Annotated in this window: 8 protein-coding genes; 2 read left to right on the top strand and 6 right to left on the bottom strand. The window is 73.0% G+C overall.

Going from position 1 to position 11,531, the window contains the following annotated elements:
* Together FLV34_RS15455 and FLV34_RS15450 are read right to left on the bottom strand one after the other, a co-directional pair.
* Nucleotides 1-2,136 (bottom strand): AAA family ATPase (locus FLV34_RS15455; protein ID WP_147943418.1); only part of this gene is annotated, 2,136 nt, incomplete at its 3' end.
* 120 nt (nt 2,137-2,256) lie between these two features.
* Nucleotides 2,257-2,796: a TetR/AcrR family transcriptional regulator gene (locus tag FLV34_RS15450; protein ID WP_142649960.1), complete on the bottom strand. Its 540-nt coding sequence runs from the start codon at nt 2,794-2,796 to the stop codon at nt 2,257-2,259.
* A 108-nt stretch (nt 2,797-2,904) separates the two neighbouring features.
* Here FLV34_RS15450 and FLV34_RS15445 point away from each other — a divergent pair, with 108 nt between their 5' ends.
* Nucleotides 2,905-5,154, top strand: coding sequence for an MMPL family transporter (locus tag FLV34_RS15445; protein ID WP_142649959.1), 2,250 nt, complete (start codon nt 2,905-2,907; stop codon nt 5,152-5,154).
* Between the two features lie 26 nt (nt 5,155-5,180).
* Here the strand turns inward: FLV34_RS15445 and FLV34_RS15440 are convergent, their stop codons facing one another.
* From FLV34_RS15440 to FLV34_RS15430, 3 genes are all read right to left on the bottom strand, one after another.
* On the bottom strand, nt 5,181-6,524 hold the full coding sequence (locus FLV34_RS15440; RefSeq protein WP_147943417.1) for a cellulose binding domain-containing protein: 1,344 nt from the start codon (nt 6,522-6,524) through the stop codon (nt 5,181-5,183).
* A 250-nt stretch (nt 6,525-6,774) separates the two neighbouring features.
* Nucleotides 6,775-9,081 carry a serine/threonine-protein kinase gene (locus tag FLV34_RS42450; protein ID WP_261985784.1) on the bottom strand — a complete coding sequence of 769 codons (2,307 nt, stop codon included), beginning with the start codon at nt 9,079-9,081 and terminating at the stop codon, nt 6,775-6,777.
* A 126-nt stretch (nt 9,082-9,207) separates the two neighbouring features.
* Nucleotides 9,208-10,575 (bottom strand): amidohydrolase family protein, encoded by a 1,368-nt coding sequence (locus FLV34_RS15430; RefSeq protein ID WP_147943416.1) that lies wholly within the window; start codon nt 10,573-10,575, stop codon nt 9,208-9,210.
* Between the two features lie 77 nt (nt 10,576-10,652).
* Here FLV34_RS15430 and FLV34_RS15425 point away from each other — a divergent pair, with 77 nt between their 5' ends.
* Complete coding sequence (locus tag FLV34_RS15425) at nt 10,653-11,159, top strand: MarR family winged helix-turn-helix transcriptional regulator (RefSeq protein WP_142649956.1); 507 nt, start codon at nt 10,653-10,655, stop codon at nt 11,157-11,159.
* A gap of 30 nt (nt 11,160-11,189) precedes the next feature.
* Here the strand turns inward: FLV34_RS15425 and FLV34_RS15420 are convergent, their stop codons facing one another.
* Nucleotides 11,190-11,393: an NAD(P)H-binding protein gene (locus FLV34_RS15420; RefSeq protein WP_147943415.1), complete on the bottom strand. Its 204-nt coding sequence runs from the start codon at nt 11,391-11,393 to the stop codon at nt 11,190-11,192.
* Between the last annotated feature and the right edge of the window lie 138 nt (nt 11,394-11,531).

The following is an 11,531-nucleotide window of genomic DNA, read 5'->3' as shown; positions in this document are numbered from 1 at the left end:
CAGGCAGGAGGCCGCTGCCCGGCGGGCCGCGTCGTCGCCCGCCGCTCCCGCCACCAGCACCTTGAACGCCAGGGCCCGGTGCACCACCTCGGGCACCTCGTACGCGATGGCATGGTCGAGCTCGCGCCGCGAGGCGGCGATGTCACCCCGCCCGAGCGCCAGGCGCGCGCGGAACACGCAGCGCATGCCCTGGTGCAGCGCCGCGCCGGGCGGCGGCTCGGCGAGCACCCGGGCGGCATCCTCGAACCTGCCCTGGTCGAGCAGGATGTCGAGCTCTATGTTGCGCAGCAGGGCGAGGTTCTCCAGCAGGCCCGCCTCGGCCAGTGCCCGGCTGGCGACCGCGATCTCCTCCAGCGCCTGGGCCCATTCGCCGCCCATCCGCCGGATGACGGCCATGGTCCGCACGTGCTGTCCGGCGATGTCGTGCCAGCCGAGGCCGCGGTGGATCTGCTCGGCCTGGTTGAGCACCTCGACGGCGCGGGAGCGCATCCCGGCGATCGCCAGCACGTGCGCCGCCGACTCCAGCGACGCGAGCCGGGCGCCCGGCGGCAGGGCGGCGGCGAAGGTGAGCAGGTCGTCGACGGCCCGTTGCGTCTCGGCCCAGTCGCCCTGTAGGAGCGCGTGGATGGCCAGGTAGCCGACCGTGATCGCGCGGTCCTGCGGAGGGCAGTCCGACAGGCCCTCCCAGGCGCGCCTGGCGGCCTCCCGGCTGGGGCGGCCCATCTCCGCGCTGACCAGCGCCTGCTGGGCGAGCAGCGCGGAGGCGTCGTCGGCCTTGGGGATCTGACGGCGGGCCACGTCGAGGGCCACCTCATACCACCCCATCACGTGGGCCGCGCCGACCGCGGTGTAGGCGGCACGGGTGCGGCGGCGCCCGGCGGGCAGGGCGGCGATCGCGCGCTGGGCCGAGTTCAGCGCCAGCGCGGGCCGCGAGCCCTTCCAGTAGGCGAGTGCCTGCCTGGCCAGCAGCTCGCCGGGCTCCGGGGACAGCTCGGCGGCCTTGCCGTACCAGTGCGCGGCCGACAGCGGCGCGGTCCAGCGGGTCAGCTCGGCGGCGCGCAGCACCGCGGGCAGGGCCTCGCCGGGCGGCCCGGCCTCGGCCATGTGGGTGGCCCACTCCAGGACCCGCCTGGTGCCGGTCAGCCCTTCCCGTTCGAGCATGTCGGCGATGCGGCGGTGCACCTCCCTGCGGCCGGAGACGCCGAGATCGTCGTAGAGCGCCTCGGCCACCAGCGGGTGCGCCAGCGCGTAGCCGTCGCCGTTCCTGCTGACGACGCCGTCCCTGACCAGCGCGTCGAAGGCGCGCTCGGCCTGATCCGGGGTGAGCCCGGCGAGCTGGGCGAGCGCCGGGAGATCGGCGGCCTCCCTTGTCCGCGACAGGGCGGCCAGCACGCGGGCGAGGTCGCGTCCGCCCCTGTCGCGCTGGAACAGCCGGCTGAGGATCGCGCCGCGCCGTGCCCCGGGATCCTCCGAGCGTACGGCCCCGCCCTGAACCAGGGCGAGCACGGCCTCCTGCGCGAACCACGGGTTTCCCCGGCTCGCGACGTGGATCCGCCGCAGGACGGTCTCGCTGGGCGTACGGCCGAGCAGCGTGGTGACGAGGTCGGCGACCTCGCTCATCGTCAGCGGCTGGAGCCGGATCGACAGGTCCACGTCGAGCGCGGGAGGGTGGCGGGCGGTGCCGAGGATCGCGATGGCGTCGTGGCGGAGTGGCAGGGCCCGCAGCACGCTCAAGGTGTCGGCGTCGGCCAGGTGGAGGTCGTCGATCGCGATGAGGGTGGGGCCGGGCAGCGACTCAAGCAGCCGGGCGGCCATCGCGCCGGGCGCGGCGGCGGGATGGCCGAGCGCGGCCTGGTCGACCGCGTCGAGCAGGCCGGACAGGGCCTCGCCCGCCTCGCCCTCCACCGCCGCGAAGGCCTCGACGAGCGGGGCGTAGGCGCGCCCGCCGTCCAGTTCGCGGGCCTGACCGCGCAGCACGCGGAAGCCCTTCAGCCGCGCCGCGGCCTCACCCAGCAGGTGGGTCTTGCCGATGCCGGGCTCGCCGAGGACGAGGACGGTCCGGGGCGTGTTCGACAGGGCCGAGACCACCTGGCCGAGCGCGCCCGCGCGGCCCTCCCCGTCGGCCGGTACGTCCAAGGCTGGCCGTCACTCCCCTCGCATCCGTCCCGCTGGTGCCACCTAAGGACGCGGCGGAAAGGTTGAACGTTCAGACGAAATGTGACGCTCTCCACGCGTGATCGCAAGGGAATTCGTATATCAAGATTCGAACACTGCCACGGCGGCGGCGGTCAGCGTCTCCTCGACCACGTCGGCGGGCAGGTCCATGGTCTTCACCACACCGGACTGCACCGCGCCGAGGGCGGCCCAGGCGCGCACACGGGTGCCGGGGGAGGGATCGGGCCCGGCCAGGCGCAGGAACAGCTCCCGGCTGAACTCCCGGATCGCCTCGCCAGGCGATCCGGGAGGGGCGCTGTCGGCGCCGCCGATGTCGTCGGTGAGCAGCCGGATCACCGCCCGGTGGCGTACGGCGAACGCGGTGAACGCACGCAGGAACTCCCGATGGCCGGTGAACTCGCCGCCGAGCAGCGCGAGCAGGTCGTCGGCGGCCGGGGCGATGATCTCGGCCGCGAGCCGGTCCTTGGGGTGGAAGTGGTAGGCGACCGCCGTCTTGGTCAGGCCGACCGCCGCCGCGATGTCGGCGAGCGACACGGCGGCGTATCCCCGTTCGGCGAACAGGTCGCGGGCCGCGGCCAGGATGCGGGAGCGGGTCGCGTTGCCCTGATCGAGTGTGGTCATCGTCTCATTTTCCGGCGCGCCGCTCGCCCGCCGATCAGTTCCTTTTACTCTCGTTTTGTACGGCCGTACAGGACGGCCGGGAGGACATGCTACCCGGGACGGACGGCGATGAGCGGACTTCTGGGGCGGCTCGGCGGATGGTGCGCCCGCCACGGCTGGATCGTGCTGACGCTGTGGGTGCTGGCGGCGGGCCTGCTGACGGCGGGCACCCTGGTGTGGGGCCGGCCGGTGAACAACAACGTGTCGATCCCCGGCACCGACGCGCAGCGGGCGCACGAGCTCATGCGCGAGGGCTTCGGACCGGGATTCGATCCGGGCGGGACGGTGCAGCTCGTCCTCTACACCGCGGACGGCACGCTGATCGACAAGCCGCGCAGACAGGCCGTCGAGCGGGCCATGGACGCCCTGCGGCGCACGCCGCACGTCGCACAGGTGGAGACGCCGTACCGGATCGGCGGCATGTCGTCGAGCCTGCGGATCGGGATGATCACCGTACGGCTGACGGGGCAGGACACCACCAAGCTCGCCCAGACATCCGAGCGACTCGTCGCCGCCGCCGCGCCGGCCGTACGCGCGGGCATCGAGGTCGTGCCCTCCGACAGCTCCACCCCCGCCGACAAGCAGATCAAGACCGGCGCGAGCGAGATCGCCGGCGTCGTCTTCGCGTCGCTGGTGCTGCTGTTCGCCTTCGGGACACTGGTCGCGGCGCTCGTGCCGATCTTCACCGCGCTGATCAGCATCGGCGTCGGGCTCGGCCTCATCGCGCTGCTCGGTCACGTCGTGGACGTGCCGTCGACCGCGTCGATCCTGGCGACGATGATCGGCCTCGGCGTCGGCATCGACTACGCGTTGTTCCTGCTGTCGCGACACCGGACGCTGCTGGCCGAGGGCGTGCCGGTGCAGGAGGCGGTCCGGCGTACGGCGGCCTCGTCGGGCGGGGCCGTGTTGTTCGCCGGCGGCACGGTCGTGATCGCCCTCAGCGCGCTGATGTTCGCCGGGTTCCCGCTGCTGCGCACACTCGGCTGGATCACCGGCGTCTCGGTCGTGTGCGCCGTGCTCACCTCGATCACCCTGGTGCCGGCGCTGCTCGGCCTCCTCGGGCACCGGATCGACGCGCTGCGGCTGCCGCTGGTCGGGCGCGCCGCCCGCCGCGACGGTCCGGCCACGGGCTGGGCCAGGCTGGGCGCCTGGGTGGCGCGCCGCCCCTGGCGGGTGCTGGCCGTCACCGTGGTCGTGCTGGCGGCGCTCACCGCCCCGGCCGTCACGATCAAGCTCGGCCCCCTCGACAACGGGTATGGCGACAAGGGCACCCCGGCCCGGCGGGCGTACGAGCTGATCGAGGCGGGCTTCGGCCCGGGGGCCAACGGCGGGCTCGTCGTCGTGGCCGAACTGGACAAGGAGATCGCCGACTCGACCCCGCCCGACCCGGTCGTGCAGGTGCTGCGGCAGCGGGTGGAGCACACCGACGGCGTCGCCTTCGTCGCCCCGCCGAAGGTCAACGAGAACGGCCGCTCGGTGCTCATCCAGGCCGTCCCCGACTACGCCCCGAGCGACCCGCGGGCACTCGACGTGGTGAAGCGAGTGCGGGCCATCGAGGTGCCGGGGGCGCACGTCCACGTGGGCGGCCAGGTGGCCGGGCTGGCGGACGCGGGCGACCGCATCATGGGCAGGACGCCGCTGGTCGTCGGCATCGTCGTGCTGCTCAGCGCCCTGCTCCTGCTGCTGGCCTTCCGCGCGCCCCTGGTCGCGATCAAGGCGGCGGTGATGAACCTCGTCTCGCTGGGCGCCGCCTTCGGCGCGCTCGCCGTGGTGTTCTCCCAGGGCCTGGGCAGCCGCCTGGTCGGCATGGACCCCCCGCCCTCGGCCGAGGGGTCCTATCTCGCCACGTTGTTCTTCTCCGTGCCCATCGACACGTACGTGCCGCTCATGCTGTTCGCCGTGCTGTTCGGGCTGTCGATGGACTATGAGGTCTTCCTGCTGACCTCCGTACGGCAGGCCTACTCGCGCAGCGGGGACAACCGGAGCGCGGTGGCCGAGGGACTGGGGTCGACCGGCCGCGTCATCACCTCGGCCGCCCTGATCATGGTGGCGGTGTTCACCGCGTTCATCGCCTACCCCGACCCCTTGGTCAAGGTGTTCGGAGTCGGGCTCGCCGTGGCCATCGCCGTCGACGCGACCCTCATCAGGGGCTTCCTCGTGCCCGCCGCGATGGTGCTGCTCGACCGGCTCAACTGGTGGATCCCGCGCTGGCTCGACCGGATCCTGCCGAACCTGTCGATCGAGGGTCACGAGGAGGACGGCGGGCCGGCCGGGACGGAGCCCGAACCGGTCGGCGCGGGCCCGCACGCCCGCGCCTGACACGGTCACCCGATCGTCGTCCGGGATCAGAAGTTCTTGCTGCGGACCGTCCAGTAGGCCCGGGACGCCAGGCCGGAGGGCCCCAGGATGTACGACCGCGCGGTGGCGTTGTCGTTGAGGGTCATGTCCAGGAACTGGACCACCGCGGTCATGCCCTCGCTCATCTGGGCGCCGGTGATGAACCCGACGTGACCGGCCTGCGACTGCTCGGCAAGCACGGCCGGCACCCGGGTCAGGTCATAGTTGGCCCGGCTGTTGTCGTAGGCGATGTCGGAGGGCCCGCCGTCCAGGAACATCACCGGGGTGTGCAGCTTGTACAGCTCCGCGCGTGAGTATCCGAACGAGCCGTCGGCGAACAGCCCGCTGTCCAGCGAGACGACGCTCTTGACCCTCTGGTCCTGGCCGGCGATCAGCGCCTCCAGCCCGCCGCAGGAGTGCCCGGCCGTGGCCACCCTGGACAGGTCGAGGCGCTGGTAGAGCGGCGAGCCGGCGCGGGCGTTCTCCTGCTCGGCCCAGCTGATGCCGTCGGTCAGCAGTGACGGGATCGGAGACCCGCTCTGCACGCCGTTCGGCGAGCCGTTGACCGACGCGGTGTCCACCACGACGAACCCGCGGGCCGCGATGAACGTCAGCGCCTGGATCACCTCGCTCCCGTCGGTGTGCGCGCAGGCCCCGTTGCCGAAGACCAGCACCGGCATGGGACGCCCCACGGCCGCGGGGTTCGACGGCCGGAACACGGTGTAGCGGTTGGTGCCGTACGCGCCCTCTCGCGTGACCGGGAAGTTGTTCTCGATGGCGGGCCGGCTCGGCGAGGGCGAGGGCGATGGCGAGGGCGAGGGCGAGGGCGAAGGCGAAGGCGTGGGAGTGGGGGAGGCGGACGGCGAGGGAGTGGGAGTCGGGGATGGAGTCAGGGATGGAGACGGCGAAGGAGACGGGGAGGTGACGTCGCCGGTGCAGGTCACGCCGTTGAGGGCGAAGCCGGACGGCACCGGGTTGGAGCCGTTCCAGCTCCCGTTGAACCCGAAATCGACGCTGCCGCCGCTGGGGATGGCGCCGTTGTAGGAGACGTTGGTGACCGTGACCTGCGAGCCGGACTGGGTGACGGAGCCGTTCCACAGCTGGGTGATGGTCTGCCCGGCCGGGAACGACCAGGTCAGACTCCAGCCGTTGATCGCGTCGCCGAGGTTGCGGACGCGGACGCTCGCGCCGAAGCCGCCGGGCCACTCGCTGGTCACCGTGTAGCCGACCTCGCATCCGGTCGTGGCCGCCGACGCGACGTGGGCCGCGGTCACCGTGACGCCGGCCGCCAGCAGCACGGCGGCGGCAGCCGCCACGTTCGATCGGCGGCGGAAAGAGCTGACAAGTCGCACGGGCTCTCCCTCTCAAGACGGGTGTTAGCGTTAACATCCTCAGGACGCCGATAGCGACGGGTGGTGCGTTCCTGGAGCCGGGAGTCAATCTCGGCACGGCAGGCTATGTCAAGACACTTGATTCGGCTCTCGTTCGTCTTCGTGTCACGCATTCCCGGATTGAGCAGGCGCTTCGGGGCGCAGGTGAAAGACCGGCCGTAAGGACGGCGGTGAATATTTCACCATCCTGCTGCTCGCCGTCGTCAGGAGTTCACCGAAGGCGCGGGCCGTCCTGCGAACCGGAGAGCTTCGGCTCGGAGCTGCGTGGTTCATGGCCCCTCGGCTCGGGGCTGCGGGACGTGGGCGGCTCGGGGCTCTTCGCCGGTCCCGGGTCCTTCTCCGGAGCGGGACTCTCCTTTTCTGGAGCCGGGCTCTCCTTCGCCGGGCCCGGGTCATCCGCTGGGCCCGGGCTCTCCTTCGGAGGCGCTGAGGGCGATTCCTGCGGCTTCGGGCACCGGGGGCCGGCGACCCGCACTGCGGCCTCGCGCGGCCCACCGGGATAGGCCGGATCGGTCGTGACGCGCACCCCGAACACGGCCCTCCTCCCGCACTCGACGGGGCCGAGACCGGCGGGCACGGTGAACGAGTAGGACGTGCGGCCCGAGAGCGTACGGGTGTCGGCCGTGGCCTCGCGTCCGTCGCGCGTGAAGACGCTGGAGACGCTGACCGGGCCCCTGCCGGAGGTCCGCACCGTCACGGCCGCCGTCCTGCCGTCCCAGCCGTCGATCGCCACGCGCTCGACCGTGGGGGCCGGGCAGGGCGGCCCGGTGAGTTTCCGCGTCCGCGTACGGGTTCCAGCCTGTGCGGCGGGGACCGTGGACACCTCGACCCGCCGATAGACGGTGGTGCCGCAGGCCGGAGAGGGGAAGGGCTGCTGCAGGCCGATGTGATAGGACGTCGCGCCCCGCAGCGCGACCGTCTGCGCGGGCGCGGCGGTGAGCGCGTCCCGTGACGGCCCGGAGGCGAAACGCGCGGTGAGCCGGACCCGGGCCGTGGTGCTCGTCCGTACGTCGACCGTGACGGCCTGGCCGTCGAAGGCCGCGATGCCGAGACCGGTCACCCGCGCCGGCGCGGGCGACGCGGTCGCGCCCATGTGGGAGGGGGTGGCGCTCCCGGGCACGGAGGGCGTCGGTGGTACGGCCGGTCCGGTGGACACCGACGACACCGGAGTGCCGGACAGATCGGGCGGCGTCGTCCCGGAGTTCCCGCCCGGAGCCGTGTCGCCCGGAGCATCGTCACCCGGATCCGCGCCGCTCGGAGCTGCACCGGACGAACCCGCACCCTCCGGTCCCAAGCCGGACGAACCCGCGTCGTCCGGTGCTGCGTCGTCCGGCTCGGGCGCGGCCTCCGACGACTCGTCCGGCATCGTCTCGCCGGATTCGCCGGGTTCTGATTCGCCGGGCGCGGCGGACGGGGCCGTGTCGATCGAGTCCGGGGCCGGGGGAAGTGCCGCGGGCGCGCTGTACGGCGGCGGGGTGAGCACGGTGTCCTGGGCCATCGGGGTCTGCCGGTTGGCCGCGACCCCCGCCACGATCGCGGCGGCCGACAGCACGGCCGCGCCGATGGCGAACCGGGGCGCCGAGCGCGCCAGCCGCTCGGACAGCACGGTCCTGGCGAGGGACGTGGACGCCTCGACCGGCTCGGCCGGGGCGGCCAGCGGAAACGTCAGCGCCAGCAGGGTCGCGAGCTCGGCCAGGTGGCGGCGGCCCCGCTGCTCCCAGTCGGATCCGTACGCGGCGGTCGCGGCGGTCTCCAGGTCGGCGATGAACGCCCGTGCCGTGGGCGGCCGGTCCGCCGGGTTCTTGGCCATGCCGCGCGTGACGAGACCCCGCACCGAGCTCGGCACGTCCGCCACCGGGATGGGAGCGCCGCGGTGCAGCATGCGCAGCGCCGTCAGGTCGCCGGCCCGGTATGGCCGGCGCCCGGTGAGGCACTCGTAGAAGACGCAGGTGGCGGCGTAGACGTCGGCGGCCGGTCCGGCGGGCTCGCCGGACCACTGCTCGGGGGCCATGTAGGGCGGCGTGCCCGCGGGGGTCTCCGGCGAGCCGCTCGGCGTCGCGATGCCGAAGTCCGACAGCTTGCTGTTGCCGTCGGCCTGGATCAGCACGTTCTCCGGTTTGTAGTCCCGGTGGACGATGCCCGCGGCGTGCGCGGCCGACAGACCCGCGAGGGAGCCCTTCAGCACGACCAGCGCCGCCTCCGGGCTGGTCGAGCCGTGCGCGGAGAGGATCCTGCGCAGCGAGACCCCGTCGACGAGCTCCATGACGATCGCCGCGCCATCGCGCGCCTCGACGTACTCGTAGAGGCGCACGATGTTGGGGTCGTTCAGCTCCACCATGATCTGGGCCTCGTGCCGGAACCCGGCGAGGAAACGCCGATCCTGCCGCAGCTCCTCCCGCAGATACTTGATCGCGACGTAGGCGCCCGTGGTCACGTAGGTCGCCAGCACGACCCGCCCGGCGCCGCCCGCGCCGAGTTCGCGCACCTCGCGGTAGCCCGGTACCGACCAGGCGTTCATAACGCCGCCCCCTCGGATCAGGTCGTCGCCCCACCCATCGCTCGCGACGGGCCGCATCTGCCAGACACTCCCCAGCCCTGACTCAAGGTCTCACCCGAAAGGGCGGTTGTCACCGGAGCAAAAAAGTCACCTTGCGGATGTAGTCCTGGCCTGCGTGGTCACGTGACGGGCCGTGCGTACGGCGAGGTCGCGGGCGCGGTCCACGTCCACGCCCACCAGTCGGCCCCCGCGCTTGACGACCCGCCCGCCGACCAGCACCGTGTCGACGGCGGCGGTGCCGGCCGCCGTGACGATCGCGGCGACCGGGTCGTGCACGGGCGCGAGGCCGGGGGCCGCGGCGTCGAGGATCACGATGTCGGCCTGCTTGCCGGGGCGCAGCGAGCCGATCCTGTGGTCCATCCCGATCGCCGCCGCGCCTTCGATCGTCGCCATGGCGAGCACGTCCGACACGGTGAGCTCCGGCGCCGCCTGTCCGGCGCGTCCGGCGGCGAACGCCGCGCGCATCACCGAGAACATGTCGCCGGGGGCGTCGGTGACGGTGTCCACGCCGAGCCCCGTCGCGATGCCGGACGACCGCAGCCTGCCGGTCTCAGGGTGGCCGTGCCCCATCTGCGACTCCACCACCGGGGCCACCGAGGCCGTGCCGCCGCTGCCGGCGACCAGCTTCAGCGCCTCGTCCGGGATGCCGTTGCAGTGCACGAACAGCACGTCCGGGCCGAGCAGGCCGGCGTCGTGCAGCCGTTCGACCGGGCCCGCGCCGGTGGCGTGCAGGCTGACGCGCAGGCCGAGGTCGCGGGCGAGCGCCCAGTCGGCCCGCGCCGCCTCCACCGAGCCGTAGACCGGGCCCCAGGCGGCCAGGGCGGGGGTGACCAGGCCGTCGTCGGACGGCAGGAGCGCCGAGCGCACCCGACGCACCTCGTCCTCCGCGCGGTCGGCGTCGCCCGTTCCCCGATGGGCGTACCCGAAGACCGCCCGTACGCCGGACTCGCGCAGCGCCTCCACGGCGGCGTCGGTGTGGCCGGGGGTGAGCTGGATGTGCGACCAGTCGTACACGGTGGTGACCCCGGCGTCGAGCGCCTCGATCGCGCCCCACAGGTTGGCTGCGTACACGTCCTCCGCGCGGAACGCCGGGGTGAGGGTGCCGAGGACCAGGTCGAGGTACGCGCCGAGCGTCGCGTCGGCCGCGATGCCGCGCAGCACGCTCTGCCAGACATGGCGGTGGGTGTCCACGAAGCCGGGGAGCACGATGCCGCCCGCGGCGTCGATGATCTCGGTGCCCTCCTCCCAAGCGCCTGCCCAGCCGCCCGCCCGGTCGTCCGGCCGGTCGTCCGGCCGGTCGTCCGGCCGGTTCTCTGCCCGGTTCTCTGCCCGGTCATCGGGTCTCGGCTCGACCGACACGATGACGCCGTCCTCGATGACGACGGTCGCGTCCGGCACGACGTGTGGACGTGGTTCGGTGTCGACGACGGTGCCGTTGACGATGATCGTTTTCATACCGCAGACCTCTTTCCCAAATGCTTTTGGTAAAGCTTTTTAGAAAGCTATCAGGATGAAGGACTAAGCTCAAGGGCATGCGAGAGCGGGACCGGGTCGACGAGATGATCGAAGGGTGGCGGGCCGAACTGCCGGAGGCGGCCACCGTCCAGTTGGAGATCGTCAAGCGCGTCAGCCTGCTCAAGTCCCGCATCGAGGAGGTCACGCAGGCGGTGCTCGGCCGCCATGGCCTGACGTACGCGGAGTTCGACGTGCTCGCCACCCTCCGCAGGGCCGGCCGGCCATACCGGCTCAAGCCGAGCAGGCTCGCCTCTCACCTGATGCTCACGACCGGGGGGACGAGCAACATCCTGCAGCGGCTGGTCGCCGGGGGGCTGGTGGAGCGGGAGCCCGATCCGGCGGACGGGCGCAGCTCGTGGGTGCGGCTCACGCCGCTCGGCGTCGAGAAGGCCGAGGAGCTGGCGCTGGCCACGACCGTGGCACACCGGGAGCTGCTGGCCGACGTGCCGGAACCGGCCATGCGAGCCCTGGCCGACCAGCTCAGGGACGTCCTGCTCGCGCTGGGCGACCGCGCCCGGCCCTGAGCGTCCGCCGGTGCGGCGGCCGAGCCGTCACTAGGCGAGGGCGATCATGCGCCGGACGGTGTCCGGGTCGTCCAGCGCCTTGAGCAGGTATCGGGCCAGGTCCTCCCTGGAGATGCGCGTGCCGCCGCGCACGCTGTCGCCGACGGCGACGCGGTAGGCGCCCGTGGCCGGTCCGTTCGTGAGGCGGGGCGGCTGCACGACGGTCCAGTCGAGGTCACGGCGCTGCTCGAACAGATGCCCGCCCTGGCCCCCGCGGTGGCCCGGTTGCGCGCGACCCTGGGGGAGGGGGACCCGGCCGCGAGCCTGCGGGAGTTCGCCGTGGCGGCGATCCCTACTTCGGCAGGTCGCTGCCGCTCATCGCCGGCCTGCTCG

Source organism: Microbispora sp. CSR-4 (assembly GCF_008033685.1).
Taxonomy (GTDB): domain Bacteria; phylum Actinomycetota; class Actinomycetes; order Streptosporangiales; family Streptosporangiaceae; genus Microbispora.
Note: the sequence above shows the minus strand (reverse complement) of the source record. Positions and strands in the feature narration are given on the sequence as shown.

What these genes read in the sequence shown, in the direction of transcription:
- FLV34_RS15450 (WP_142649960.1), bottom strand. Translation starts at nt 2,796, where the DNA reads ATGACCACACTCGATCAGGGCAACGCGACCCGCTCCCGCATCCTGGCC.
- FLV34_RS15445 (WP_142649959.1), top strand. Translation starts at nt 2,905, where the DNA reads ATGAGCGGACTTCTGGGGCGGCTCGGCGGATGGTGCGCCCGCCACGGC.
- FLV34_RS15425 (WP_142649956.1), top strand. Translation starts at nt 10,653, where the DNA reads ATGCGAGAGCGGGACCGGGTCGACGAGATGATCGAAGGGTGGCGGGCC.
- FLV34_RS15430 (WP_147943416.1), bottom strand. Translation starts at nt 10,575, where the DNA reads ATGAAAACGATCATCGTCAACGGCACCGTCGTCGACACCGAACCACGT.
- FLV34_RS42450 (WP_261985784.1), bottom strand. Translation starts at nt 9,081, where the DNA reads ATGAACGCCTGGTCGGTACCGGGCTACCGCGAGGTGCGCGAACTCGGC.